26 protein-coding genes are annotated in these 26,893 nt (G+C 62.2%); 7 read left to right on the top strand and 19 right to left on the bottom strand.

The features are described 5' to 3' along the window. Positions 1-482: 482 nt before the first annotated feature. The 4 genes from AC4PS7_RS06550 to AC4PS7_RS06535 all read right to left on the bottom strand — a co-directional run bounded on the left by AC4PS7_RS06550 (position 483) and on the right by AC4PS7_RS06535 (position 3,107). Complete coding sequence (locus AC4PS7_RS06550) at positions 483-1,220, bottom strand: CPBP family intramembrane glutamic endopeptidase (protein ID WP_183703619.1); 738 nt, start codon at positions 1,218-1,220, stop codon at positions 483-485. 7 nt (positions 1,221-1,227) lie between these two features. Beyond that, positions 1,228-1,698, bottom strand: coding sequence for a RidA family protein (locus AC4PS7_RS06545; protein WP_010210112.1), 471 nt, complete (start codon positions 1,696-1,698; stop codon positions 1,228-1,230). Continuing rightward, on the bottom strand, positions 1,695-1,913 hold the full coding sequence (locus AC4PS7_RS06540) for a DUF6434 domain-containing protein (protein WP_021491535.1): 219 nt from the start codon (positions 1,911-1,913) through the stop codon (positions 1,695-1,697). Before AC4PS7_RS06540 ends, AC4PS7_RS06545 begins: the two co-directional genes overlap by 4 nt. Before the next feature lie 96 nt (positions 1,914-2,009). Beyond that, positions 2,010-3,107, bottom strand: a complete 1,098-nt coding sequence (locus tag AC4PS7_RS06535; RefSeq protein ID WP_492179238.1) for an SMP-30/gluconolactonase/LRE family protein — start codon at positions 3,105-3,107, stop codon at positions 2,010-2,012. A gap of 218 nt (positions 3,108-3,325) precedes the next feature. Here AC4PS7_RS06535 and AC4PS7_RS06530 point away from each other — a divergent pair, with 218 nt between their 5' ends. Continuing rightward, positions 3,326-3,757, top strand: coding sequence for a nuclear transport factor 2 family protein (locus AC4PS7_RS06530; protein ID WP_010210109.1), 432 nt, complete (start codon positions 3,326-3,328; stop codon positions 3,755-3,757). 28 nt (positions 3,758-3,785) lie between these two features. Here the strand turns inward: AC4PS7_RS06530 and AC4PS7_RS06525 are convergent, their stop codons facing one another. Then, positions 3,786-5,111 (bottom strand): aminotransferase-like domain-containing protein, encoded by a 1,326-nt coding sequence (locus AC4PS7_RS06525; RefSeq protein WP_042572263.1) that lies wholly within the window; start codon positions 5,109-5,111, stop codon positions 3,786-3,788. A gap of 90 nt (positions 5,112-5,201) precedes the next feature. Here AC4PS7_RS06525 and AC4PS7_RS06520 point away from each other — a divergent pair, with 90 nt between their 5' ends. Further along, the gene (locus tag AC4PS7_RS06520; protein WP_010210107.1) at positions 5,202-6,092 is read left to right on the top strand and encodes a DMT family transporter; all 891 of its coding nucleotides are present in this window, start codon (positions 5,202-5,204) and stop codon (positions 6,090-6,092) included. Here AC4PS7_RS06520 and AC4PS7_RS06515 read toward each other — a convergent pair. Then, entirely contained in the window at positions 6,089-6,643 is a 555-nt protein-coding gene (locus tag AC4PS7_RS06515; protein ID WP_106119157.1) for a YceI family protein, read from the bottom strand. The genes AC4PS7_RS06520 and AC4PS7_RS06515 overlap by 4 nt on opposite strands. A 133-nt stretch (positions 6,644-6,776) precedes the next feature. Between AC4PS7_RS06515 and AC4PS7_RS06510 the strand changes: the two genes are divergently transcribed. After that, positions 6,777-7,271, top strand: coding sequence for a PaaI family thioesterase (locus AC4PS7_RS06510; protein ID WP_010210103.1), 495 nt, complete (start codon positions 6,777-6,779; stop codon positions 7,269-7,271). A gap of 43 nt (positions 7,272-7,314) precedes the next feature. Beyond that, a complete protein-coding gene (gene yghX / locus AC4PS7_RS06505) occupies positions 7,315-8,202 on the top strand; it encodes a YghX family hydrolase (RefSeq protein WP_010210102.1) in 888 nt (295 codons plus the stop codon). On the opposite strand, the gene AC4PS7_RS06500 is transcribed toward yghX, so the two are convergent. Further along, complete coding sequence (locus tag AC4PS7_RS06500) at positions 8,199-9,074, bottom strand: LysR family transcriptional regulator (RefSeq protein ID WP_010210101.1); 876 nt, start codon at positions 9,072-9,074, stop codon at positions 8,199-8,201. The genes yghX and AC4PS7_RS06500 overlap by 4 nt on opposite strands. 128 nt (positions 9,075-9,202) lie before the next feature. On the opposite strand from AC4PS7_RS06500, the gene ampC reads away from it, so the two are divergent. Further along, positions 9,203-10,357, top strand: coding sequence for a class C beta-lactamase (gene ampC, locus AC4PS7_RS06495; RefSeq protein WP_042572259.1), 1,155 nt, complete (start codon positions 9,203-9,205; stop codon positions 10,355-10,357). 132 nt (positions 10,358-10,489) lie between these two features. On the opposite strand, the gene dctM is transcribed toward ampC, so the two are convergent. The 8 genes from dctM to AC4PS7_RS06455 form a co-directional block, all read right to left on the bottom strand. After that, on the bottom strand, positions 10,490-11,770 hold the full coding sequence (dctM, locus tag AC4PS7_RS06490; protein WP_010210099.1) for a C4-dicarboxylate TRAP transporter large permease protein DctM: 1,281 nt from the start codon (positions 11,768-11,770) through the stop codon (positions 10,490-10,492). Continuing rightward, complete coding sequence (locus tag AC4PS7_RS06485; RefSeq protein ID WP_021491541.1) at positions 11,770-12,402, bottom strand: TRAP transporter small permease; 633 nt, start codon at positions 12,400-12,402, stop codon at positions 11,770-11,772. Before AC4PS7_RS06485 ends, dctM begins: the two co-directional genes overlap by 1 nt. A gap of 149 nt (positions 12,403-12,551) precedes the next feature. Beyond that, a complete protein-coding gene (locus AC4PS7_RS06480; protein ID WP_492179237.1) occupies positions 12,552-13,535 on the bottom strand; it encodes a TRAP transporter substrate-binding protein in 984 nt (327 codons plus the stop codon). Positions 13,536-13,637: 102 nt separating this feature from the next. Beyond that, on the bottom strand, positions 13,638-14,453 hold the full coding sequence (locus AC4PS7_RS06475; RefSeq protein ID WP_198580901.1) for an HpcH/HpaI aldolase/citrate lyase family protein: 816 nt from the start codon (positions 14,451-14,453) through the stop codon (positions 13,638-13,640). An 18-nt stretch (positions 14,454-14,471) separates the two neighbouring features. Beyond that, positions 14,472-15,665 (bottom strand): CaiB/BaiF CoA transferase family protein, encoded by a 1,194-nt coding sequence (locus AC4PS7_RS06470; protein WP_010210090.1) that lies wholly within the window; start codon positions 15,663-15,665, stop codon positions 14,472-14,474. Between the two features lie 9 nt (positions 15,666-15,674). Continuing rightward, the gene (locus tag AC4PS7_RS06465; protein ID WP_492179236.1) at positions 15,675-17,024 is read right to left on the bottom strand and encodes an MmgE/PrpD family protein; all 1,350 of its coding nucleotides are present in this window, start codon (positions 17,022-17,024) and stop codon (positions 15,675-15,677) included. Positions 17,025-17,035: 11 nt separating this feature from the next. Then, the gene (locus tag AC4PS7_RS06460) at positions 17,036-18,199 is read right to left on the bottom strand and encodes an acyl-CoA dehydrogenase family protein (protein ID WP_021491545.1); all 1,164 of its coding nucleotides are present in this window, start codon (positions 18,197-18,199) and stop codon (positions 17,036-17,038) included. A gap of 28 nt (positions 18,200-18,227) precedes the next feature. Further along, positions 18,228-19,046: an HTD2 family dehydratase gene (locus tag AC4PS7_RS06455; RefSeq protein WP_305468965.1), complete on the bottom strand. Its 819-nt coding sequence runs from the start codon at positions 19,044-19,046 to the stop codon at positions 18,228-18,230. Positions 19,047-19,177: 131 nt separating this feature from the next. Here AC4PS7_RS06455 and AC4PS7_RS06450 point away from each other — a divergent pair, with 131 nt between their 5' ends. After that, positions 19,178-20,077: a LysR family transcriptional regulator gene (locus tag AC4PS7_RS06450; protein WP_047541718.1), complete on the top strand. Its 900-nt coding sequence runs from the start codon at positions 19,178-19,180 to the stop codon at positions 20,075-20,077. Here AC4PS7_RS06450 and AC4PS7_RS06445 read toward each other — a convergent pair. From AC4PS7_RS06445 to AC4PS7_RS06430, 4 genes are read right to left on the bottom strand one after another with little or no spacing between them, the layout of a single operon-like run. Beyond that, positions 20,064-22,940 (bottom strand): bpX6 domain-containing protein, encoded by a 2,877-nt coding sequence (locus AC4PS7_RS06445; protein ID WP_492179235.1) that lies wholly within the window; start codon positions 22,938-22,940, stop codon positions 20,064-20,066. The genes AC4PS7_RS06450 and AC4PS7_RS06445 overlap by 14 nt on opposite strands. Continuing rightward, the gene (locus AC4PS7_RS06440) at positions 22,933-24,729 is read right to left on the bottom strand and encodes a hypothetical protein (RefSeq protein ID WP_492179234.1); all 1,797 of its coding nucleotides are present in this window, start codon (positions 24,727-24,729) and stop codon (positions 22,933-22,935) included. Before AC4PS7_RS06440 ends, AC4PS7_RS06445 begins: the two co-directional genes overlap by 8 nt. After that, positions 24,716-25,162, bottom strand: coding sequence for a bpX5 domain-containing protein (locus AC4PS7_RS06435; RefSeq protein WP_106119152.1), 447 nt, complete (start codon positions 25,160-25,162; stop codon positions 24,716-24,718). The genes AC4PS7_RS06440 and AC4PS7_RS06435 overlap by 14 nt, the downstream gene beginning before the upstream one ends. After that, positions 25,159-26,280: an AAA family ATPase gene (locus AC4PS7_RS06430; RefSeq protein WP_198580903.1), complete on the bottom strand. Its 1,122-nt coding sequence runs from the start codon at positions 26,278-26,280 to the stop codon at positions 25,159-25,161. The genes AC4PS7_RS06435 and AC4PS7_RS06430 overlap by 4 nt, the downstream gene beginning before the upstream one ends. A 91-nt stretch (positions 26,281-26,371) precedes the next feature. Here AC4PS7_RS06430 and AC4PS7_RS06425 point away from each other — a divergent pair, with 91 nt between their 5' ends. Beyond that, complete coding sequence (locus AC4PS7_RS06425; protein ID WP_198580904.1) at positions 26,372-26,860, top strand: GFA family protein; 489 nt, start codon at positions 26,372-26,374, stop codon at positions 26,858-26,860. The last annotated feature ends 33 nt before the right edge of the window (positions 26,861-26,893 follow it).

The raw sequence follows: 26,893 nt of genomic DNA, 5'->3' as shown, positions 1-26,893 counted from the left end.
ACACGCCAGAACGCGGTCCAACTGTGGGAGCTGGCTTGCCTGCGATGGCGGTCTTTCAGTGACAGATATGCCGACTGATCCACCGCTTTCGCAGGCAAGCCCGCTCCCACATTTTTTCACCGCATTTCAAATTGACTGAGCGGTGCATCAATCTATAAAGCCATCGACAGTACACGCCAGAACGCGGTCCAACTGTGGGAGCTGGCTTGCCTGCGATGGCGGTCTTGCAGTGACCGATATGCAGACTGATCCACCGCTTTCGCAGGCAAGCCAGCTCCCACATTTTTGAGGGCATTTCAAATCGATTGGGCGGTGCTTCGACCATGAAGCCACCGGCAGTAAACGCCAGATCCCAACCTGGAACGCAGTTTAAATGTGGGAGCGGGCTTGCTCGCGAATGCGGTCTTTCAGTGCCAGATATGCCGACTGACCCACCGCTTTCGCAGGCAAGCCAGCTCCCACATTTTCACCTGCATTTCACATCAAGCCATCTGAGGCACCGCAACCAGCAGGATTGCCGTGCCATGGGTCAGCGTCGCCGCCAACACCCCGTAGCGCATGCGCACCAGCGCACAGGCCAACCCTTCGATCACCGTGAACAACAACACCGGCCAGCCCAACTGGGTGACGCTCAGTGCCAGGAACGCATGGCAAGCCGCAAACGCCACGCCGCTGGCCAGTGCGGCGCGTAAGGGCGCGACATGCTGTTCCAGATAACCCTGCAAATAACCGCGAAACAACACTTCTTCCAATGCATTGGCGCCGTAGGCCAGGACGACCATCCCCGGTAGCCATACCCAATAACCCGGGATCGCTGACGCCTCGATACCCTGGTAAAACCGGAGCGGCACACCGATCAGGCACCCGACGGCGATCCCGACCGTAAGGCCTGACGCGCGATGCCCCTTGGACCAGAGGATAAGTGGCGACAAGTCTGGCGCCACGCGCACGAGCAAGGCGATCAACAGCACCGACAAGCCACCCAGCGCTGCCAATACAAAGGTGTTTGCCGTGAATGCCAGTTGCACCGCGCTGCCAAGCGACCACATGCCCAAAGGGGTCATCACATCGCGCATCAGCACAAACGCGACCAACAGAATCAGGATGCGCATGCCCGTCAGCGACTTGGGCGTGAGTGCGAACCACAGGCCAAAGAGCAGCAGGCCCGGCGCCAGATACGTGCCGTAGTTAATCAGTACCGCCATTCCCTGGGTAATCATCGGTCGCTCAACCGTGTGCCACCGCAATCATATCGACCTCCACCGCCGCCGACTTCGGCAACTGCATCACCCCCACCGACGTACGCGTGTGCGCCCCGGCGGCACCCAGAATTTCGTGCAACAAATCCGACGCGCCGTTGGCCACCTCACTCTGCTGATCAAAATCCTCGGCACTGCGCACGTACACGGTGATGCGCGGGATCGCCCTGACCTGGTCCAGCGAACCCAACGCCTGTTTGAGCAACCCCAAGCAACGCAAGGCACTGATACCGGCGGCGATTTGCGCCTGGGCCACGGTCAGGCTTGCTCCAACCTTGCCCGGCAGCACGATCGCATCGCCGACGCGGGGGATCTGGCCACTGATGTAGAGGTGGTTGCCGTCGCGAACCAACGGCGTGTAGTTACCGCCGATTTTGAATTCGTCCAACTGATAGCCAAGGCGTTGCTGGGCGGCCTGGTATTTCTCATCGGGTGTCATGGGCGTGAATCCTCGTTTCGGCGCAGCCACTCATCCACCACGTCGCCCAGGGTCTTGGGCTGGTCGTTGCGAATCCAGGCCATAAAGGGACGATCGAATTTGAACCCCGGACCGCAGTGCTCAAGCATGAAGCGGCGTACGTTTTGCGTGTTTTTGTAGTGTGGGGTCACGGGGGTGCTGCGGGTGATGGCGTCGCTGTGCCAATTGAAGTCCATTTGCTTGACGCTCTGATGCCTCAGGAGCCAGCAGCATAGCGCCAAATGCCACGATGAACGCCTGCCAACCGACGCCCATCGCGTTTTTTTTACAGGTTAGCTGCCGAAGCCGGCGTCCCGCGTATTGACGAACAACGAATAGATCGAATGGCTGCCGGCCATGAACAGGCGGTTGCCTTCGCGGCCGCCAAAACACAGGTTGGGGCAGCGTTCGGGCAGCGAGATATGCCCGATGGCCTTGCCCTGTGGATTGAACACGCGCACACCATCGAGTTTTTCCAGGTCAGCCTTGGGGTCACCATTGCCGCCCCAACCGCACCACAGGTTGCCGCTCTCGTCACACTTGATGCCGTCCAGCGCTGCATAGTCAAACCCTTCGATATGCTTGCGACGGGCACCGAGCGTGCCGTCGTCCTTAACGTCGATGGCCCAGATCAGTCGGTTGGGTTTGGCCCGACCTTCCACGACGTACAAGACTTTTTCATCCGGTGAAAAACACAGGCCATTGGGTCCGTTGAGGTCGTCGATCACCCGCGTGACCGTGCCGCTTTCGCCGTCGATGCGATAAACGCCATGGGGCTGGGTGGGTGCGATCTTGTGCCCCTCGTAGTTGTTGCTGGTCTGGAACGGCGGGTCAGTGAACCACACCGAGCCATCCCGCTTGCACACGATATCGTTGGGTGAGTTGAAAGGCTTGCCGTCAAAGCTGTCCGCCAGCACTGTAAGGCTGCCATTGTGTTCGGTACGGGTGATTCGCCGGCCCTCGCGGGTGGTCGTCGAACCTTCGCACACCAGCAGGCGGCCCTGGCGATCGCGGCACATGCCGTTGGAGAAATTGGCGTTTTCGCGGTACACCGACAGGCTGTCGGTCACTTCGTCCCAGCGCACGATACGGTTATTGGGAATATCGCTGACCAGCAGGTAGCGGCCATCGCCGATCCACACCGGCCCCTCGGCCCAGCGCAAACCGGTAGCCAACCGTTCGACACTGGCGTTGAACAGGCGCAACTCCAGGAAACTGTCATCGAGCACTTTGATCAGTGGGTCCGGATAACGCTGGCTCAACGGCTCGGCAGCATCTGCCAGGCGAGGCAAGTTACCCAGCACCGCCACCGATGCGGAAACAGCCAAGGAACGCTTGAGGAAGACGCGCCGAGTGTGGTCGGTCCGCGCGGGCAGAGGAGGAAGATCCATCGTGTGTCTCCGTTATTTTATTGTTAGACGGGACGCCATTCTTAACTAGTGATGAGACATCGTACAAGAACAATACGATCTCAAAACCCATTCCCATCAAGCTCTGCGTAAATAATAAAAAAATTACTTTCCAAAATCAGCTTGGATATTGCAATGTTGTACGACGACACAAACAGTTACGTGTTGTCCGCCACCCCAACAACAATAAGGAAACATCCATGCCAAACGTCAAAGTACTGATCGGCTTTCTGTGCCTGTTTACGGGTTATGTTGCCGCAGCGCCTGCCCCTGCTGAAAAAGAGGTGGCCCAAGCGGTCGACCAACTGACCCAAGCCATGCTGCACCTGGACCTCAAGCAGCTTCATGCGCTGACGTCCGACAAGCTCACCTACGGCCACTCCAGCGGCAAGGTGCAGAACAAAGACCAATTCATTGCCGACCTGGAAACCCATACCAGCGCGTTCAAGACCCTGGAAATGCAGAACCAGACCATCACCCTGCAAGGCGACACCGCGCTGGTACGCAACCACTTCCATGCGCTGGCGGTGAACAGTGGCGTGGAAGTGCCCACTGATATCGATAACTTCCAGGTGTGGCAGAAGCAAAAAGGCAAATGGCTGTTGATCGGACGCCAGGCCTACAAGTACTGATGCCGATCGGTGAGCCGTTGAGCGCGGCTCACCACTCCAGCACCTTGCGCACGCTGAGCAATGCCTCATGCAGGGCTGGCATTGCTACCGAGCCCAAGGCCAGGCGTAGCGCATGCGGGACATGGGCCGAGACGGCAAACGGCTCGGCGGTGGACACGGAAATATTGTCGCGCTGCAACGTCATGGCGACCTGATCGGCACGGGCGTCTTCCGCCAACGGTAACCATAAGAAATACGACGAGGGATGGCTGGTGTAGGCCAGCCCTTTCAACACCCGCGCAGCCAGGGCCTGGCGGGCCTGGGCGTCCTCGCGCTTTTGCGCCTCCAGTTGTGCCACGGTGCCATCTTCGATCCAGGCCACCGCAATGGCGCTCATCACACCGGGCACGTTCCAGGTCGTGGCCATGATGGCGCGCTCGAGCGTTTTCACCCAATCGCTCGGCGCCGCGACAAACCCCACGCGCAAACCGGTCGCGACACTTTTTGAGAGCCCGCCCACATACACCGTGCGTTCCGGCGCCAGGGTCGCCACGGGTGGCGGTGCGTTTTCGGCCAAGAACGCGTAGGCCGCGTCCTCAATGATCATCAGATTGTGCTGACGGGCGATGGAGACCAAGCGCTCGCGCTGGGCCAGATCCATTACCCAGCCGAGGGGGTTGTGCAAGGTCGGCATGCTGTACACGGCACGCACCGGCCGCTTGCGACACAGGTTTTGCAAGGCCTCCAGGTCCGGGCCGGTCGGCGTCACCGGGATCGCGACAATTTCCAGGTGCAGGGTCTCGGCCAGCACCTTGAACCCCGAATAAGTCAATGCATCCACCGCAATCACATCGCCGGGCTTGAGCAACGCCATCATCGTCACCGCCAGGCCATGTTGGGCGCCGCTGGTCAGCAGCACTTGTTCGGGGTCAACGGTGAGCCCTCGACTGAGCAAATGCCGCGCAAACGCCGCGCGCTCATGCAGGCGCCCGGCATGGGGCTGATAGCGCAACAACGCTTCAAGGTCGCCGGACAGCGCGAGTTGGCGCAGCGCCGTACGCAACAAATCTGCCTGACCCGGCAACGCGGGGTAGTTGAAATTGAGATCGAGCATCCCCGCCGTCACCGTCATCTGTCCACTGCCCTGCCCTGGCGGCAACGAGATCTCGCGCACGAAGGTGCCACGCCCGGTTTCGCCGCTGACCAAGCCCATGGCCTCAAGCTCGGTGTACACGCGACTGGCGGTAACCAAGGCCAAGCCATGGTCGGCGGCCAACTGGCGGTGCGTCGGCAGGCGCATGCCAGGCGGCATTTCGCCGCGGCGGATGGCGGCGGCAAAAGTATCGACCAGGGACTTGTAGCGGGCGCGCGGCATTCGGATGTATCCATGACAATTTTTTGATTGTCTTAATGTTCGCCCCTAGGATGACCTGAACGCAACCCCTCCGGCTTCGAGCACGCCATCATGGAACGTACCTCCCCTATCAACACCCTGGACACCCGCACCCAAGGCTGGATCAACGGCTTTATCGGCGTGGTGATTTTCAGCGGTTCACTACCCGCCACGCGCCTGGCCGTGATGGAATTCGACCCGGCATTTCTCACCATGATCCGCGCGGCCATCGCCGCCGCCCTGGGTGTGCTCCTGCTGTGGCTGTTCAAGGAAAAACGCCCTGCGCGCAATCAGTGGGGGCCGCTGGTGGTCGTTGCTCTTGGGGTGGTGATCGGCTTTCCCTTGCTCACCGCCCTGGCGCTGCAATACGTGACGTCAGCCCACTCCATCGTATTCATTGGCCTGCTGCCCCTGGCCACCGCGGTGTTTGGCGTGTTGCGCGGCGGCGAGCGCCCACGTCCGGTGTTCTGGATGTTCTCGATCCTAGGCAGTGTCTGTGTGATGGGGTATGCGTTCGCCCAAGGCTTGAGCGCCGCACCGGCCGGCGACCTGCTGATGCTGCTGGCGGTGCTGGCCTGCGGCCTGGGATACGCCGAAGGCGCCACGCTGTCACGCAGCCTGGGCGGCTGGCAGGTGATTTGCTGGGCGCTGGTAGTGTCGGTCCCCGTGGTGGTGCCCTTGAGTCTGGTCCTCGCCCCCACCCATTTCAGTGGCATCAGCTTGCCGGCTTGGCTGAGCCTGGGTTACGTGTCGCTGTTCAGCATGCTGATCGGCTTTGTGTTCTGGTACCGCGGCCTGGCCCAGGGTGGCATCGCCGCCGTTGGCCAATTGCAATTGCTGCAACCGTTTTTCGGCCTGGCACTCGCGGCGGGCCTGCTGCATGAGCAGGTCAGCCTGGGCATGGTGTTGGTGACCGTCGCGGTGATCGGCTGCGTGGCCGGCGCAAAGAAATTCGCCCATTAACGCTGCGGTGCGACCATCTTGAACTTGATGTTGATGTCGTTGGACACCACGCTGTTACCGGCCCACTCGCCCTCGCCGATCTTGAAATCGCCGCGTTTGAGGACGAACTCACCGTCGAACACACCGATGCCACCGTGCTCCTTGAGCACCACGTCCACCTTCACGGGGTGTGTGGTGCCCTTGATGGTCAGGTTGCCGCTGATCGTGTAGCGGTTGTCCCCCAGGGCCGTGACGCCAGTGGACTCATACACGCCCACCGGATAGGTCGCGGTATCAAACCAGGAAGCACGTTGCAGTTCGTCGTTCGCATCCGGGCTGCCGGCGTCGATGCTGGCGAGCTGGATCTTGAGCACCGCTTGCCCGGCCTCCGGCTGTTGCGTGTCGAAGGTCAAGGTGCCTTCAAATTCGCTGAAGGTGCCGTATACCCGCTGCCCCAATTGCGTGTAAGTGAAGCTGATCTGGCTGGCGGTGCGGTTGACGTCCTTGTACTCCACCGCCTGGGCGCTGGAAACATAAGCAAGGATCAGGGCCAGTACGGCGACCGGGGACATTAGACGTTTCATGCAACGCTCCGCAGAGGAAGGGACACCGGTACTGAGCTGACACGCCCTACCAGGGATTTATTCCATTCAGGCGTTTGTCCTGCTAAACAGAGTAGTCGGCCCACACTAATAAGGACGCTGCATGCACGCCCCTTCACTCCAGGATATCACCGCGCCGGAAGGCATCTGCTACGGCTGCGGCGGCAGTAACCCCCATGGCCTGCACATCAAGAGCCGCTGGGACGCGGACGGAATACACCTGGTCGCCGAACACCTGCCCGAGGCCCGCTACAGCGGCTGGCCGGACCTGGTCTACGGCGGCCTGATCGCCATGCTGGTGGACTGCCACTCCAACTGGACTGCGATGGCCTACCACTACCGCGCCGAAGGGCGCGAACCCGGCAGCCTGCCGCGCATCGACTGCGTCACCGGCAACCTGGGGATCAAGTTCATCAAGCCAACGCCCATGGGGGTCACCCTGACCCTGCGCGCGCGGGCCGACGGTGAGGTCGGGCGCAAGACCCGCGTGATCTGTGAGGTGTACGCCGGCGACGTGCTGACCGCCCTCGGCGATTCAATCTTCGTGCGTGTCGACACCGGTCAATTGGCCGCTGCCGCCCATGGTCGCGAGGACTGATCCTGGGCTACATTGACCGCCACCGCTAATCGAGGATGCACCGATGACTCGTCTCACCGCGAAAGACTTTGCCCCCGAACTGCTGGAGCTTTATGACGGCTACGCCCACGGCAAGATCAATCGCCGCGAATTTCTCGACCGCGCCGCGCTGTTCACCTTTGGCGGCCTGACCGCCTCGGCTCTGCTCGCGGCCCTGAGCCCCAACTATGCGCTGGCCGAGCAAGTGAAATTCACCGACCCGGACATCGTCGCCGACTACATCACCTACCCCTCGCCCAAAGGTAATGGCAGCGTGCGCGGCTACCTCGTGCGCCCGGCCAAAGCCATGGGCAAGCTGCCGGCGGTGGTGGTGGTCCACGAAAACCGCGGCCTCAACCCTTACATCGAAGACGTCGCCCGGCGCCTGGCTAAAGCCGGCTTCATCGCCCTGGCCCCGGATGGCTTGACCTCGGTCGGCGGCTACCCCGGCAACGACGAAAAAGGCGTGGCCCTGCAACAGACTGTCGACCCGACCAAGCTGATGAACGACTTCTTCGCCGCCATCGAATGGCTGATGCACCACGACAGCAGCACTGGCAAGGTCGGGATTACCGGCTTCTGTTATGGCGGTGGCGTGACCAACGCAGCGGCGGTGGCCTACCCGGAATTGGGTGCGGCGGTGTCGTTTTATGGACGCCAGCCGGAAGCCAAGGACGTGCCACGGATCAAGGCGCCGATCATGCTGCATTACGGTGAGCTGGATACGCGGATCAACGAAGGTTGGCCAGCCTATGAACAGGCGCTCAAGGCAGCCGGCACGCCCTATGAGGCGTATATCTACAAGGGCGCCAACCACGGTTTCCATAATGATTCGACGCCACGCTATGACGAGGCGGCAGCGAAACTGGCGTGGGAAAGAACACTCGGTTGGTTCAATAAATACCTGGTCTAAGCGTTTACGCTTTCACGCATCCACCCCTTGAACGCCAGCATCGCTGGCGTTTCAGCCCGCGACTGCAAACGCGTCAACCAATAGCTGCCAGTGCTGATGCCGACGTCGAACGGCTGGCGAATCACATCGTTCTCCAGTTGCCGCGAAAACATCATCGCCGGCGCCAGTGCCACACCGATGCCTTGCAAGGCGGCTTCCATCATCGCCAGTGAAGAATCAAAGATGATGCTGCGCGGCACCAGGGTATCAGCGGGCAAACCGGCGGCCTGGAACCACAGGCTCCATTCATCGGCGCGGTAGGAGCGCAGCAAGGTGTGTTTCAACACGTCTTCGGGTGCATGCAGTTGCTCGGCCAATTGCGGCACGCAGAGTACGGTGAGGGGCGCTTCCAGCAGCTCGCAGGCTTCGGTGCCGTGCCACGCCCCCGCGCCGAAGCGGATCGCGTAATCCAGGCCTTCGGCAGCCACGTCAACACGGTTGTTGTGGGTGGACAGGCGCAGGTCGATAAAAGGGTAACGCGTCTGGAACGCGGGCAGCCGTGGCAGCAACCAACCCACGGCAAAGGTGCCGACCGCGCCGACCGTGAGCACTTCGCGGTAATGTCCGCCTTCAAATTGGCTCAGGGTCTGGGCGATGCGGTCAAACGAGTCTCGCACCACCGGCAATAGGGTTTCGCCTTCGCTGGTGAGCATCAGGCCACGGGGCAAGCGCTTGAACAAAGTAACATTCAGTTGCGCTTCCAGGCTTTTGACTTGATGGCTGACCGCCGCCTGGGTCACACATAATTCAATCGCGGCGCGGGTAAAACTCAAATGCCGGGCCGAGGCTTCGAAGGCACGCAAGGCATTGAGGGGAAGATGGGAGCGCAACATGTGTGACCCTAATTATTCTAATGGCAGGTGCGAGATATGATCGTTTGCCCAAAGCCTGCGAACTGCCTACATTGGCCACGCCTGCGCAGGCTCCTCAATCAATCGACCACTCTCATGGAAGCGATATCATGCCTCAACTCCCCCTGTCAGGCGTGCGTAATTTAGGCGCCGCGGCGTTGTTTCTCGCCGCCGGCCACTGCCTGGCCGCCGACGACCTGCGCGCCGTGGTGGACGCCAGCATCAAGCCGCTGATGCAGCAACAGTCTATTCCCGGCCTTGTCGTCGGTATCGTGAAGGATGGCAAGGCGCAATACTTTAACTACGGCGTCGCCAGCAAAGACGCGAGACAGCCCGTCAGTGAAAACACCCTGTTTGAAATCGGCTCGGTGAGCAAAACCTTCACCGCCACCCTCGCCGGCTATGCCGTGGCAAGCGGCAAACTGACCCTCAGCGATCCGGCCAGCCAGTACCTTCCGGCGTTGCGCAACAGCAAGTTCGACCACATCAGCGTGCTCAACCTGGGCACCTACACGCCTGGCGGCCTGCCCCTGCAATTCCCCCGCGAGGCAGACAACAACCAGCACATGATCAGCTACTTCCAGCAATGGAAACCCGACTTTGCCCCTGGCACCCAGCGCCTGTACTCCAACCCAAGCCTGGGCCTGTTCGGCTACCTGGCAGCGCAAAGTCTGAAGCAGCCGTTTGATCAGGTGATGGAGAAAACCCTGCTGCCAAAACTGGGCCTCAAGCACACCTTCATGAAAGTGCCTGATAGCCAGATGAACCTGTACGCCCAGGGCTATGGCAAGGATGGAAAACCCGTGCGCGTCGGCCCCGGCGCCATGGACAGCGAAGCCTATGGCATCAAAACCAGCGCCGCCGATCTGCTGCATTACGTGAGTGTGAACATAAACCCCGCGAGCCTGGAAAAACCCTTGCAGCAAGCGATCGCCACGACTCACACGGGTTACTACAACGTAAATGGAATGACCCAGGGCCTGGGTTGGGAAATGTATCCCTACCCGATCAAGCTGGACGCCTTGTTGGACGGCAATTCGACAAAAATGGCCATGGAGCCGAATCCGGTCAATTGGCTGACCCCACCGCAGGCGCCTCACGCCGACACACTGTTGAACAAAACCGGCTCCACCAGTGGGTTTGGCACGTACGTGGCCTATGTGCCGAGCAAGGCCATGGGCGTGGTGATCCTGGCGAACAAGAACTACCCGATTGCCGAGCGGGTGAAGGTGGCTCATGCGATCTTGAGTGCGATGGACCACTAAGCACTGGCACACATCAAATGTGGGAAACGGGCTTGCCCGCGATGAGGACGTGTCAGCCGGTAAATTGGGCAAATGACACACAGCTATCGCGGGCAAGCCCGGCTCTCACAGGGTGCTGCAGGGTTCCGGAATCTACATACCGAGCCAGTGCGGCAGCGCCAGCGAAATGAACGGCAAGTACGTGACCATAATCAGGAACACCAACAGAATCATCAGCCACGGCAACGCCGCGCGGATGGTCTGCCCCAGCGTCAATCCGGTCACCGCCGACGTCACGAACAGGTTCAGCCCCACCGGTGGATGCACCAGGCCGATTTCCATGTTGACCACCATCACGATCCCCAGGTGAATCGGGTCAATCCCCAGTTTCATGGCAATCGGGAAGAAGATCGGCGCCAGGATCAGCACGATGGCGGACGGTTCCATAAAGCTGCCGGCAATCAACAACACCACGTTGACCATGATCAAAAAGCCAATCGGCGTCAGGCCTTCGGAGAGCACCCACGCGGTGATTTCCTGGGGGATCTGCTCGGTGGTCAGCACATGGGCAAACAGCATGGCGTTGGCGATGATGAACATCAGCATGATCGCCAGGCGCCCGGACTCCAGCAGCACCTTGGGACAGTCGCGCAGCTGCATGTCCTTGTAGATGAACAGCGCGACAAACGCCGAGTAAACCGCCGCCACCGCCGCCGCTTCGGTCGGGGTGAACATCCCGCTGTAGATGCCGCCGAGGATAATCACCAGCAGCAACAGGCCCCAGAATGCCCGGCGTGCAGAGGTCAGCCACTCACGAAAGGTCGCCCGTGGCTGCGCCGGCAGCTTCTTGATGCGCGCGACAATGTAGATCGCGATCATCAGCATCAGGCCCAGCAGCAACCCGGGAATCACCCCTGCCATGAACAGCTTGCCGACCGAGGTTTCAGTCGCCGCCGAATACACCACCATCACGATCGACGGTGGAATCAGGATGCCCAAGGTGCCCGCGTTGCAGATGATGCCCGCGCCGAACGCCTTCGGGTAACCGGAACGGACCATGCCCGCGACGGCGATCGAGCCCACCGCCGCCACCGTCGCCGGGGACGAACCTGACAATGCCGCAAACAGCATGCACGCCAGCACCGCCGCAATGGCCAGACCACCTCGGATATGGCCGACACAGGCGTTGGCAAAATCAATCAAACGCTGGGCTACGCCGCCGGTGGTCATGAACGCACCGGACAGCAGGAAGAACGGAATCGCCAGGAAGGTATAGGCGTCGGAGGTTTCGAACAGCTTGATCGCCAGGGAACTCACCGAATCCTGGCTGAACATCAGGATCGACACTGCGCCGGACAGTCCCAGGGAAATCGCAATCGGCACGCCGAGAAACATGAACACGAATAACAGCAGAAACAGACAGAGCACGGCCATCAGTGACGCTCCTCATGGCTGCCGGCCAACTTGCTGGCCTCACCGGCCTCGTCGGCCAGCCCCAACCCGACCTGACGGTGGGTAAAGATGCGGTAGAAAATTTCCAGGTAGCGGATGAACACCATGGCGAATCCGATGGGCACGATCACCACGATGTCACCGACGTCGATACCATACTGGTCGAGGTCTTCAGCACCGATATGCGCGCCCATCACCGCACTCACCCACTTGTAGCTGGCGATCATGAACAACCCGGCGTAGGCCAGGCAGCACAGGCAGGCGAGCATGCCGAGCACGCGTTGCACCGGGCGCTTGGTCAGCTTGACCAGCGCATCCACGCCAAGGTGGCCGGCGGTGCGTACGCCATAGGAAATACCGAAGAAAATCAGCCAGCCGAACATGGCCTTGGTCAGCGCCACGCTCCAGGTCATGTCCTGGGCCCAGGTCATGGTGTGGTCGCCCAGGGCGCCGAAGAAGTCACTGCTCCACGCCCATTTGTCGGCCAGGGCAAAGAACAGCGTGTAGATGTTGTTGAGCATGACGTAGACGAATGTCACCAGGGTCATGGCGGCCAGCAGGAAGGCAATAAAGCCCTCCTCCAGGTGCTCCCAGACGCGCCTTAGCGTTTGCATGGCAAAACCTCGCGAAGCGGGAATAGGTATCGGGTTGGAAATCGGATCAAACGGTGGGAACTGGCTTGCCTGCGACAGCAGTGGATCAATCGCCCATTGTATCAACAGACAGACCGCAATCGCAGGCCCGCGCCCCCATTGAATCTGCGCTACTGGTTGGACGCGTCCGCCGCCTTGATCAGATCAGCCCCAATTTCCCCTTCGAACTTCTGCCACACCGGGCGCATGGCTTCGCGCCATAGCTGGCGTTGGTCCGGGGTCAGTTCGATGATTTCGCTGGTCTTGGCATCGATGATCTTCTGCTTGGCCGATTGGTTCAGCGCTTCAGCCTGCTTGTTCACCTCGACGGTGACCTCGACCATGATCTGCTCCAGAGTGCTGCGGATATCCGGTGGCAGGCCGTTCCAGAACGTGGCGTTGGTGATCACCATGTAGTCGATCAGACCATGGTTGGACTCGGTGAAGTATTTCTGCACCTCGTTGACCTTCTGGCTTTCATAGTTCGACCAGGTGTTCTCGGTGCCATTCACTGTGCCGGTCTGCAGGCCTTGATAGACCTCGGCAAAGCTCATCTTGCGCGGGTTGGCGCGGATGGCCTTGAACTGTTCTTCAAGCACGCTGGAGGCCTGTACGCGGAACTTCAGGCCTCGGGCGTCCTTGGGTTCATGCAGCGCCTTGTTCGACGAGAGCTGCTTGAGGCCGTTGTGCCAATAGGCCAGGCCGAGGATGTTCTTGTCCTGCATCGCCGTCAGCAATGCCTTGCCCTGGGCCGCCTGGAAACGGTCGACAGCGGCCAGGTCGTTGAACAGGAACGGCAGGTCGTAGATCTGCACTTGCTGGGTGTATTGCTCGAACTTGGCCAGGGACGGTGCCAGCATCTGCACATCGCCCAACAACAGCGCTTCCATTTCCTTGCCATCGCCGAACAACGACGAGTTCGGGTACACCTCGACCTTTACCCTGCCGGGCAGGCGCTCTTGCGCGAGCTTCTTGAACAGCAGCGCGCCCTGCCCCTTGGGGGTGTTTTCGGCGACCACGTGGGCGAACTTGATGACAATCGCGTCCGCCGCCTGGGCCAGGCCCGCGGCGAACAAGGTGGCGGCGCACAGCAGCGCCCGAGAAAGCTTGAGCATGGGAAATCACCTTCTTATTGTTGTGTTGTAGGGCAAGGTGCCTGATGTCACGCGTGTAGTGAATTTCGATTTTTTGATACCTGCGTTCGGCCTGGACGAACGCTAAAGCAGAGCCGCCAACAGCCGTTGCGCCCGCAACAACACCGGCGCATCCACCATCTGCCCATCGATCTGATAGGCGCCTGCCCCATGGGCACCGGCATCCACCACACGCCGGGCCCAGGCCAAATCTTCGGCGCTTGGCGCCAATGCCTGGTGAATCACCGCGACCTGTTTGGGATGGATACACAGTGCGCCGGCAAACCCCATCTCATAGGCATGCCGGATCGAGCGGCGCAGGCCTTCAGGATCGTCGATGGCCGGGTGCACGCCATCCAGCGGTGCAACCAGGCCCGCAGCGCGGGAATGCACAATCAGCGCCAGCCGCGCCTGGTCCAGGGCGAACTGGGCGGCAGGCGAATTACTGCTCAGGTTCAGGTCCAGCGCCAGATCCAGCCCGCCGAATGACAGGCGTTCCACCTGCGGTGCATGGGCGATCTCGGCCACTGCCAACAAACCACGCGCACTCTCGATAATCGGCCAAATGACTTTGCCGGTTGCCGCCACGACGGCGACCTGGGATGCGCTCTCGACCTTTGGCAACAGGACGCCCGCCACAGTCGGATGAGCCTTGCAGAAAGCCACATCCTCAAAATGCTCGGCATGTTCCGGCGCGTTGATACGCACCCACACCTGAGCGGCGGGGTTGGCCGTCAGAAACGCCCCCAGGTTATCCCGCGCCTGACGCTTGAGCGGCTCTTCCACCGCATCCTCAAAATCCACGATCACTGCGTCGGCACCGCTGGCCAAGGCTTTGGAGAATCGCTCCGGTCGGCTACCGGGCACAAACAACGCCGAACGTACCAGTGGCTTGGGCATCTGTTGAATTCCTTATGGTTAGATAACGCCGCGCGCGCGCAGGCCGTCGATGGCATCTGTCGAGTAACCGAGCCCGTCGAGAATGCCCTGGCTGTGCTGGCCCAAGCCTGGAACACCGTCCATGCGCGGAGTGAAGGCGGCATTGCGGGCCGGCGGTAGCAGCGCCGGCAACGGACCGGCCGGGCTGTCGACTGCTCGCCAACTGTCACGCGCCTTGAGTTGCGGGTGATCCCACACGCCTTGCATATCGTTGACGCGGGCGCTGGCGATCTGCGCGCTTTCCAGGCGCTGGATCACCGCCTCGGCATCCAACTGCGCGAAGCTATCGACAATGATCTGACGCAGCACTTCGCGGTTCGCCGAGCGCTTGAAGTTGGCGGAGAAACGCTCGTCGGTCGCCAATGCCGGGGTGAGCAGCACCTTGTCGCAGAACGCCGCCCATTCGCGCTCATTTTGCAGGCCGAGCATCACGGTCCCGCCGTCACCGGTGGGAAACGGTCCGTAGGGATAGATCGTCGAGTGCGCCGCCCCGGCACGCGGGGGTTGGGGTGCGCCGTCGAACGCGTAGTACATCGGGTAGCCCATCCATTCCACCAGGCTTTCCAGCATGCTGACGTCGATGCGGCTACCCTTCCCCGTCTTGCCGCGCAGCAGCAGCGCCGAGAGGATGCCGCTGTAGGCATACATGCCTGCCGAGATGTCGGCGATGGAACAACCGGCCTTGGCCATCTGGTCTTCGCCGGGGCCGCCGGTGACGGAAAGAAAGCCGCCCTCGCTCTGGATCAGCAGGTCGTAGGCCTTCTTCTTTTCGTACGGGCCGCCTTCGCCGTAGCCGGAAATATCGCAGACGATCAGGCGCGGGAAGCGCTCGTGCAGCGCCTCGAACGACAGGCCCATGCGCGCGGCTGCGCCCGGTGCCAGGTTCTGCACCAGTACATCGGCGTCGGCCAGCAGTGTGTCGAGAATCGTACCGGCCTCCTCCTGCTTGAGGTCCAGGGTCAGGCTTTCCTTGGAACGGTTGGTCCACACGAAATGCGAGGCCAGGCCACGCACACGTTCATCGTAGCCACGGGCAAAGTCGCCGGCGCCGGGGCGCTCGACCTTGATCACGCGCGCGCCCAGGTCAGCCAATTGACGGGTGCAGAATGGCGCGGCAATCGCGTGTTCCAGGCTGACAACGGTGATGCCGTCCAGCGGTCTTGGGTTAGTCATGACGGTTCCTCAAAGCCAATCGGCCATGGATACGGCGTTGCGCAGGTCCCAGACTTTGTCGATCAGGGCATTGGCCTGGGCCGGTGTGCGGGCGTTGCTGAACTGGGTGAGGCGCTGGAATTTATCCGCCAGTTCCGCACGGCTCAGGGTGTTGCCCGGATCGCCCTTGGGTTCGTCGATAGCGCCGTGCAACGTGCGACCCTCCAGCGTGGTGACGGTGACACGGCCGAGCCAGCGCTGGGGATAGGCGCCGTCGACTTCGGGGTCGAGGGTCATGCTGACTTTGTCGCGCAACGCCGCGACGGCTGGGTCAGTCAACGCCAGCTCATGGAACTCCGTAAGCCCGGCCTTGCCATGCACGGCGATCAGGCCCAGCACGGTGCCCATGGAGAACTTGGCCTGGTGCACAGAAGCAGGCACGGTCACGCGGCCCAACACATCGATGGCGCCTTGGTGCACGCGGGTTTCCACGCGGGCGATCTGTTCGGCGTGCAGACCTTCGCGCTGCATCAGGTCCAGCAGCGCATCGGCGGCAGGATGGGTATGGCGGCACGACGCATGAAACTTGAACGAGGTTTCCAGCAACGCCCAGCGGCTGCCGAGGTCGGCGGACAGTCTGGCAGGCTCGGCATCAGTGGACATGCCCGCCGCCAGCCCCTGGTCGCCCTCAAGAATATTGCGTGCACCGGTCAACCCGTCCGCCGTCAGGTACGCGGCGAGCAAGCCGTCCGCCGCCGCTTTCGCGGTGTGCAGCTGCTTGGAATCGGCGGCATCACGCAGGAACTCCCATAACCCGGCAGCCTGGGTGCCCGCGTTGCCCAACAGGTTGATGAATTGTTCTTCATTGAAATCCAGCAATTTGCCCACGGCAACGGCGGCGGCCAGCGTGCCGACGGTGGCAGTGGTGTGGAAGATGCGGTAATGGGACCGGCCCATGAATTCGCCGATGCGGATACCGGCTTCATAACCGGCCACCGACGCCAGCAGCAAGTCGCTGCCGGATTTGCCAAGGTCCTGGGCGGCCGCCAGTGCCGCCGGGAACACCACAGTCGCCGGGTGCAGGACGGAACTGTTGTGCAGGTCGTCCTGCTCCACCAGATGGGATGAAGCTGCGTTGACCAGCGCAGCGAAATACGCGCTGCTGCTGCCGCCATTGACGATCACCTGCGCCGGGCCGCTGCCGGGGCCCATCTTCTGCGCATAACGTTCGAACAACGGAATCGGGTGCGCACCCTTGCTCGCCAGCGCCGAGGCCAGCCAGTCCAGGTACAGGTCTTCGGTGCGCGCCAACACCTCTTCAGGCAGTTGCGCGGCGTTCAGTTCGGCCAGGAACCGACACAAGGCTTGGGTATGGCTCATGGTCAGGCCCCTCAGAAACTGCGTGGCAGTTCGAGCAGATGCTCGGCCACGTAGGACAGGATCAGGTTGGTGGAGATCGGTGCCACCTGGTACAGGCGCGTCTCGCGGAACTTGCGCTCCACGTCGTATTCGCAGGCAAAGCCGAAACCGCCGTGGGTCTGCAGGCAGGCGTTGGCTGCTTCCCACGACGCCTTGGCCGCCAGGTACTTGGCCATGTTCGCGCTCGCGCCAGCCTGCTTGCCGCTGTCGTATTCCTCGCAGGCACGCCAGCGCATCAGGTCCGCGGCTTCGATCTCGATATGCGCTTCGGCAATCGGAAACTGCACGCCCTGGTTTTGCCCGATGGGCCGGCCAAACACCACGCGGTCGCGGGCATAGGCGCTGGCCTTTTCGATAAACCAGCGGCCATCACCGATGCATTCAGCGGCGATCAAGGTGCGCTCGGCGTTGAGGCCGTCGAGGATGTATTTGAAGCCCTTGCCCTCTTCGCCGATCAGGCTGTCCAGGGGCAATTCCAGGTTGTCGAAAAACAGCTCGTTGGTTTCATGGTTGACCATATTGGCGATGGGCTGCACGGTCAGGCCGTTGCCGATGGCTTCGCGCAGGTCCACCAGGAAGATCGACATGCCTTCGGATTTTTTCTTCACCTCGGCCAGTGGCGTGGTGCGCGCCAGCAGGATCATCAGGTCGGAATGCTGCACCCGCGAGATCCACACCTTCTGGCCGTTGATCACGTATTTGTCGCCACGTTTGATCGCCGTGGTCTTGATCTTGGTGGTGTCGGTGCCGGTGGAGGGCTCGGTCACCCCCATGGATTGCAGGCGCAATTCGCCGCTGGCGAGCTTGGGCAGGTAGAAACGTTTCTGCGCTTCACTGCCGTGTCGCAACAGGGTGAACATGTTGTACATCTGGCCGTGCACAGTGCCGGAGTTGCCGCCGCAGCGGTTCACCTCTTCAAGGATCACGGACGCTTCAGCCAGGCCCAGGCCGGAGCCGCCGTATGCTTCAGGAATCATCGCCGACAGCCAGCCGGCGTCGGTCAGCGCCTTGACGAAGGCTTCGGGGAAGCCCTTTTCCTCGTCAATCCTGCGCCAGTACGCAGCATCGAATTCCGCGCACAAGGCGCGCACGCCTTCGCGGATCGCATTGAGTTCTTCATTGTCATTGGGGTTCATTACCGGCGCTCCGCCTGTTGTTCTTGGATTATTCGAAATGCACGCTTGCTTGCTGCGCCAGGCCCTCGACGTTGCCGGCCCACAGCTGTGCCACACCGGCTTCGATCACGCGGCCGCCCACTTCAAACGGCTGCGGCGCTATCAAAGGGCGCACGCCGCGATAGGCAAAACGACGCAAGGTTGCACCAGGGTTGGCGCGGCAGAACGCGCGCAGGCTCAGGGTGGCAATCAACGGACCATGCACCACCAGGCCTGAGTAGCCTTCGGTGCCGGTGACGTAGGGGTAGTCGTAGTGAATGCGGTGACCGTTGAAGGTCACGGCGCTGTAGCGAAACAGCAGGGTTGGCGTGGGGGCGACGGTTTCAGACCATCCGCCCGGCTCCAGCGCGTCACCACTGCCGGATTTGGGCGGCGTGGGCTCGCGATAGACGATGTCCTGTTCCTCGCGGATCGCCAGGCGGCCGTCCTGGGAATAGTCGTGGCGCACAGTGACAAACAGCAGCGAGCCGGTGCGACCGGTCTTTTCTTCCACCTGGACGATGGTCGACACGCGCGTCGCCGCCTCGCCTGCACGCAGCGCATGCAGGAACTCGATGCGCCCACCGGCCCACATGCGATGACGGTTATCGGCCGGCGGCAGAAAGCCGCCACGGGCCGGGTGGCCGTCAGTGCCCAGGGCAGTTTCCGGTAGCGGGTACTGGAAGAAGCACCACTGCCACAGCGGCGGAATGTCCGTCCCATCCTCGGGAACGGCCTCGCCGAAGGTGGCGGCGATGCGCTTGAGCAGGTTATGGCTGAGGTGGTCGTGGGCGGTTTCGCTTCGGCCGATCCAATCGGTGGCGCTCATCGGGTGCAGGTCCTCGGGCGGTGAGTGTCTGCCCCGGATCATGCAAGCCTGCAGCCGTTCTGAGAATTTGCATTTCAATAAACCGGCGTTCGGTTATGCTGAACGCCGCCGTCCTGTCCCAGGAGTCACGCATGCACTTCGATCTGGCCGACCTGCGCCTGTTCATCCATATCGCCGAATCCCCCAGCCTGACCCAAGGCGCCAAGCGCGCGTTCCTCTCGCCGGCCGCCGCCAGCGCAAGGATCAAAGCCCTCGAAGGCCAGCTCGACACCCGCCTGTTGTACCGCGACAGCCGTGGCGTGGAGATCACCCCGGCCGGTGAACGCCTGCTGCACCATGCGCGGCTGATCATGCGTCAGGTGGATTACCTCAAAAGCGAATTCACCCAGTACGGCGTGGATTCAGCCGGGCATATCCGCATCTTCGCCAACACCACCGCGGTCACCGAATTCTTGCCCGAAGTACTGGCGGGCTTCCTATCAGAACGCCCCGGCGTGACCGTCGACCTCCAGGAACGCCTGTCCCGAGACATCGTGCGCGGCGTACTCGATGGCACCAGCGACATGGGCATCATCGCCGGGCCGGTGGAAGCCTCGGGGTTGCAGGTGCTGCATTTCAGCACGGATAAACTGGTGTTGATGGTGCCGGTCGGGCACCCATTGGCGGGGCAAGCGTCAGTGACGCTGGAACAGACCCTCGCTTACCAGCACATCGGCCTGCACGAAGGCAGCACCTTGCTGAGCTTCTTGCGCGAGCATGTCGAGCGGCTGGGCAAGCATTTGTCGCTGCGTATCCAAGTGTCGAGTTTCGAGGCGATCTGTCGAATGGTCGAAGCCGGTGTGGGCATCGGCATCATTCCAGAGTCGGCCGCCGTGCGTCACAGCCGCACCATGCAATTGATCGCAGTGCAATTGGATGAGCCCTGGGCGATTCGCGAGCGCAGCATCCTGGTGCGGGAGCTGGAGGCGTTGCCCGGCACCATTCGTGCGTTGATCGCCACGTTGATGCCGGACTCGGTCAATGCAGGCTGAGGTTGCGCTGGCAGGCGTCTTCCACTGTGATGTGGCTCAAACGTCCCTGGTCATCGAATAACAGCCAGCCATCGCCGGTGCGACGGATATTCACCTCGTAGCGCGGCCAATGCAGCACAGCACACACGTTGTCACTGCCACGATGGATAAAGTGCCAGCGGGTGTCGCGGTCACTGGCGATATAGCCAAATACCAACCAATCCGCGTCGACGACGATGCGCACCGGGTCGCTATCGAAGCACCCTTCATCACAGCCCGTCAGGCGATACCCCTTGCGGTTGCCGTCGACATCCAGGATCAGCACTGGCTCTTCGTCGTCGCTGTACCGGACCAGGTACTCAACGCTTTGATCGAGTGCACAGAACAACGCGTTGCTTTCCTCTGACTGCGGCGACGCCGGCTCACGCCCCGCCAACCGCCGCTCAGGCAGGCGATAATGCCAGCGCTCAAAACCTTCCAGGGGGTTATGGAGCCACAGGAACTCATTGCGTTCATCACCTTTGAGGGCGCGAACCGAGCCTGGCAAGTCGCTGACGTGCCACAGGGTTTCAAAGCCGCGATCCACGTCCACCACACGCAGTTGCCGGCCTTGGCCGAGGGTCCAGGTGCTGCCATCAAACTGATCGGCGAACACGTCAAGCACCTGCACGCCCAAGTCGGTCGCGGCACGATTGACCAAGTCCAACTTGCTGATGCGCCACACCGTGTCGCGCCGGGTCAGCACCAGCGCCATTTGCCGGCTGTGCGCCAAGACAATCCGCTGGGCCGGCACGGCGAAATGGAACAGCGGCGTGCCGCTGGCATCCGTCACCACTGCACCGGCCTCGCCCAGTGCCACCAGATAACGCTCGTCATCCAGCGACACCGCATCGTATACCGAGCGGCTGCCCAGGACCGGGGCTGACCACTGCAATGCCTCGCCCGCGTGCTCCAGCGAGCGCACGGCGGGACGTTTGAGTGACTGGCCGGGCAAGTCCGCCTGCAAACATTTGTCCCGGCTCATTTTGACCAGCGACTGCAGTTGGTTGAAGTTGAGCCCCCCGCGCCCACTGAGCTGGTCGGCGAGCACCGCGTGCACGGTGGCACCGGCGAGCCAGGCCAGGGCCACGGTGTCGGACTTGTGCGCTAACAACGCGTGCGCCAGGGCAGCCCGCTCGGCGCAACGGCTGGGATCGTCACGCAGTTGTTCGATCCAGGGTCCGTAAGCGTCCAGGGTTTGGGGCAGCAATATGGCACGTTTTACCAAGGCACCAATCGCCAGACGCCCACCGGCCGCTTCGGCATCGAGCAGCCATTGAGCGGCGCGCGGGCGCTCTTGCGGCAAGCTCCACACCACCTCAACGGCTTGCAACCACAGGCCCTTGGCGATCAGCGACTCGGCCCACTCCAGGCGTAAACGGTCGGCGATCTGCGGCTGCTTGGCGTGAAGCAACACCACCGCATCGGCAAACGCATCATCTCGACGCGCCACCAGCAAGGCGCGCTGCCAGTTCTCGGCCAGGCACAGCAGGCGCACGATGACCGCAGACGGCATGTCCCAGGCGAGAGCGAGGTCGGCGGCCTGCTGGTAGCGCGCGTGTTTTTCCAGATAATCGAGTGCTTCCTGGCGTTCCTTGAGCAGTTCAGCGAGTACGAATACCGCTTCTTCGATACGATTTTCGCGGGCCAGGCGCTCATAGGAGCGGCGGTAGATCTGGCGCAGGTGCTCGGTCAGCCCTTCCTCGAAGCGGTAGGTACGGCTGGGCCCGTGCTGTTGGCTAAGAGTCAGGTCCTCGCGGCGCTGCGGCGTACCGAAGTGCTGTTCACCATTCGATTGCTGGTCACCCAAGGGGATGGCATGGCGCAAAGCTTCGGCGAAATCGCCGTCCTCGAACATCTCCAGCATGCGCTGCATGTAAGCCGCCTGGCGCCTGCCGTACACCCGGGACAGTTTTGAATGCTCGGTCAGGCGGGTCAGCCAGCGGCGCCAGGCCGCCGGCTTATGACGAGCCGGTTTGGCACGCTGGGGAATGCTTGGGTCGTCCGCGGCTTGCGGCACAGCGCCGATAGGCCGCGCACCTCGGCGCAGGCATTTGTTCAGCGCTACCAGCAAGGCGGTGAAAACAATGGCGCTCAGCAGCATGCCCAGGATCACGCCGCTGATGTCTTCGGTGGTCGTGGCAGACACCGGTGCCAGCGGCACGGATTGGCCTTGGGTGGCCATCCAGATCAACCCTGCAACCAGTGCCAGGGTGACGCCCAGTTTCAACGCCGGATAGGGTACGGGCTCCTCGTTGCCCCATTGGCGTGCAGCCTTGGGGAGCGGCGCTTTCGGTGCGGGTGATTGCCGCTCCAGCAAGGCCCGGATCACGCTCTCCTGCTCGGGGCTGACCGGCGCCAATCCGCCCAGGATCTCGCGTACATCGGTGATCACCGGTTCAGGCAGGGCCGGCACGACGGGCGCATGACAATCGAAGGTATCGAGCAAGGTGTAGGCGCTGATATCAAGCCACTGCCCAGGTTCCAGGGCCTGGGCATCGCGCAACTGCAAAGCGTGCACCTGGCTGCCGCGCACCAGCCACAGGTCGGCGGCCGGTAAAGCGCGCTGCTCCTCGTTGCTCAACTGCGCCGAACACAGACCACGGCCCTGACGCACCAGCGGCCAGCCGGCAAGGGTCTGGCAATCCAGCGCGACCGGCGTGCTGAACTGCACTAAATCGCCGTCGACAAAACGGTAGGCCGTCGCGCCCGTGCGCCAGTGATCCAGCATCAAGCGAGCTCGCTCCTGCAGCGCAAAACGCTCGGCGGGCAACCACATGCCGTCGATGGGTTGATGCCCGGTCAACAACGGCCGGCGGATCAACAGGGATTCTTGCTCAAGCATGGGCAGGCTCATGTTTCAGGTCACACATCACTTGCAAACGCATGGCGCGCTCGGCAACGTTGAACACCAGTAATTCCCGGGCGGTGGTCAGCACCGCCACCAGGCCGCTCATGGGGCAGAAACTCGCACGGGCAATCGGTGCCGTCGTGGTGAACAGCATCTGTTGTTGGCCCTCGGTGTACAGGCCAACGGTGTGCTGGTTCGGCCCCAGCAATACCAGCGAATAGCGTTCCTGCGCCGCCACCTGGTGATCCAGGCCGATGGCGCTCCAGCCGGGCGCCAAGTCGATCTGTACCTTTTTCGCGGGAAAACTGTCGTGGGTCACCAGGCGCCAACTCTGGCGGCCATCCTGGTGAGTGAGTAATGCGCAACCACCAAAGGCGTACTTCCAATGCGGGGTGCTGGCGAACAGTATCTGGCTCACACCGGCAGCCGCACCGACTGCATAACCTTGACTGCGGGCACCGGAAGACGTCGCGGGGTAAGCCACCAGCTGCCCACCCTCGATGCGGGCGTAGATCAACGATAAGGCGTCCAACTGCGCCAGCCCCATGACATTGTCCGTCACCGAGAAACATTCTCCCCTCGGCGCGTGGCCAGGCCGCTGCCAGTGAGCGAGCTGACCGTTTGTATCGAGTAAATACAGGCGCTCCGTCTGATCGCCGCGCAGCCACACCGCGGGCAGAAAGGTCGCGGTGCCCGGTGGCAGGTGCATTTCTTCGCGTGTCGGCTTGTTGACCGAAACGAGACTGGGGATGTTCCAGAAGGTCAGGATATTGCCATCACCGAGCACCGCACCGAGGCTGCGGTAGTTAAAGGTGGCCGCGAGCACGTGCTGATGTTTGCCCCACAGGCGACGTCGCACTTCGAGGTTTTTTTTCTGGTTCTTGTGCGGCAGCTTGATCACCACCATGCCGTGCTCATCGAGCAAACGCAGGGCGACATAGTTGCCGGAACCGGAGATGACCGGTGGCAGGGTCAATGCAACCCGCGCCACCCGGCCGGCAGCGCTCGGTGCCGGCGTGTGCACGGCATTATCGAACTGGCCCTTGAGCAAGCGCACGGCCTGCTGCTCCTCCGGCAGCGGCAGCGACACGCGCCGCGATTTCAAGGCGAACGTCAGGCTGCGCCCATCCAGGTTGCGCGTAATCTGCACGCGGTGGGTGCAGACCTTGGGGTCAGTGGGCGGCAAGCGCTGGCCGACCACCCAGCATTCTCCAACGGCGTGGTCGGCCAGCGCGTCACGCCAGGCCAGCCAATGGTCGTCGCTCACGACCTCGTAGGTGCGGGCGTCGAGCAGGCGCTTGAGCTGCGCCGATGAATCCAGCTCATGCAACTCGGGCGTGGCTTGCAAGATGCCCCAGCGCAATTTCGCCCCCGCCTCTGCGGCACGCCGCGCCAGCAGCATCAACAGCGCCAGGTGCACCAAGCGCGCTGCCCCCAGTTGCAAGGGGCCCGCATCGAACAGCACCACAATCAGACGGTTCGCTTCACGGGCACGGTAGTGCGGGGCGAGGAACATATGCTCACCGCCGACCGCCCGGCGCAGGAATTCGTCAGGCACTTCATCGGCCAGCAGCCATTCACTGGACAGCAGTCGCTCATAGGGGCCGCGCCGATGCAGGTCGCCCAGGCCATCGGGCTCCGGCACTCCGCCCTGGTGCAGGCCGCGCAGCGGTCCGAGCAGAGGGTTGAGTCGACCGAGCAGGTCGGCGAACAGGGGCAGGTGTTGCGGGGCAAACCACTCCAGCCACTGCCGCCAGGGTTGCAGCGCCTCAGGCAGTTGCATGGGTGCCTCCCCAATAGGCGGCGATACGTTGCAGATGCGCAGGCGACACGGCCAGCAGGCGGTCCAGCGGGATCACTGCCTGCGGGTCGTGCCACACCAGCAAGGGCGCGCGTTTGAAGCGAGCGGACAAGGCCTGTCCCAGCAGGTCCTGTGGCACCTGCGGTTCCCAACTGGTCGGCAGCCAGAGATGCGGTGCGTTGGTGCTGGGCGCAGCGTAAGCAACACCGTCGACCCAAGGCAGGTCAGCCATTACGCCCGTCACCACCAGTACATCACCATTGGCAGTGGCTTGCAGCCGCGCCGCATGGTCGGCCGCGAGCAGCGCCAGGCGTGCGTGCAGGCGCCGGGCAGCATCGCCCCAGGCCACGGCGGCCTGAGCCTCGACGGGCACTGGCCGTGAACGCCAGGCCCAAGGCTGGGTCAGCGCACTCATTCGCTGGGGGTCAGCAATCGAGTGAGTTGTCCCCGCGCCTGCTGCAGAGGTTCGGGCAGGGTCTGGCTATTGAAATTGGCATCGATCTCGCGCAACAGGCCTTCGAGCACGCTACTGGCCGGCGGCTCGGCACGGGAGAGGTAGTCTTCGGCGGTTTCCAGCAGCCGATTCACACGTGACATCGGCTGCAACGTGGCCTCTTCCACCGCGCTGAACAAATGGCTGTTGCTGGAGGCAGCAAACAGGTCGCGCAACACTTCGCGGCCGTGTTGCTGGGTAACCTGGGTCGGCAACACGTACAGCAGCGGCCACAAGTCGGCGTCGCTGGCTTCCAGGCGACCACTGAGCAATGCAGCGGCCGCGATCAAGCGCTGAGACTTGACGATGCGCCGGTCTGACAACTGGATGCCGGCTTCGCGCAAGCGGCGAATGGCTTGGGCCAGGGCTGGGCGCACAGCGGTCAGGTCGACATGTTTCAGGGCCTGGCCGAGCGTGTCCAGTTGCGCAAGGCCGAGCAACTGTTGCACCGGGCGCTGCTCCGACTGCCAGCCGCCGGCCAGCATGGCTTCCAATTGATTGTCCGGCACCGACTCGACAAACAGATGCAACAGGAAACGGTCGCCGAAGGCCGCCAACGCCTCATCATCCGGCAGGCCGTTGGCGGCGCCGACGCACACGCGCAGCGGGCATTGCACCTGGGTATGGCCACGACGGAAGCGGCGCTCGTTGAGTACGCCCAGCAAGGTGTTGAGGATCGCGGTAGAGCCCAGGAAGACTTCGTCGAGAAACACGATATCGGCTTCCGGCAGCATGCCGCTGACGTCGGTTTCCACCGTGCCTTCGCGCAGCTTTTTCAGGTCTACCGCGCCGAACAGTTCGGACGGCTCGGTGAAGCGTCCGAGCAAGTATTCGAAGTAACGCCCACCCATAGACTGCGCGACACGCCGCACCACCGCGCTTTTTGCAGTGCCGGGCGGCCCGATCACCAGGATGTGCTCCTGGGCCACAGCTGCCAGCACGATCAATTCGGCCAGTTGCTCGCGCCCGACCAAGCCTTCGGTAGCGGCACGCACGGCGTGGCGGATTTGCGCGGCAGCGCTCTGCAACTGAGCAATCATGGGTGTCTTCCCTGAAACCAAAGCGGGGAATCTTGCCTGAGGCTAAGGTATTAGCAAAGCGTTGTTACATACTCATATCAGGAGTCAGCCCATGCAGCTTGAAGGATCCTGCCATTGCGGCGCCGTGACGTTCAGCCTCACCAGTGCCCACCCCTACCCTTACCAGCGTTGCTACTGCTCGATCTGTCGCAAGACCCAGGGCGGTGGCGGCTATGCGATCAACCTGGCCGGCGATGCCCAGAGTTTGAAGGTGCGCGGGCGCAAACTGATTTCGATCTACCACGCCAGGCTCAAGCCCGAGGGTGCCCGCCGGGCCCATGCGAGCAGCGCTGAGCGGCATTTCTGTTCGCAATGCGGCAGCGCCTTGTGGTTGTTCAGCCCCGAGTGGCCGGCATTGATCCACCCGTTTGCCTCGGCCATCGACACGCCATTGCCGGTGCCGCCGGAACATACGCACCTGATGCTGGGCTCGAAGGCGCCGTGGGTGGAAGTCGCGTTGCGCCAAGGCGATCTGCAGTTCGATGAGTACCCCGAAGAGTCCATCGCCCAATGGCATGAGCGTAACGGCGTGACCCGTTAACAGTCTTTGACAGTTTCTCGACAAAGCTGCAAA

The sequence above is a fragment of the Pseudomonas sp. DW-iso3 genome, from assembly GCF_058725305.1.
The sequence above is the reverse complement of the archived record's forward strand: the minus strand, read 5'-3'. Positions and strand labels throughout refer to the sequence as shown.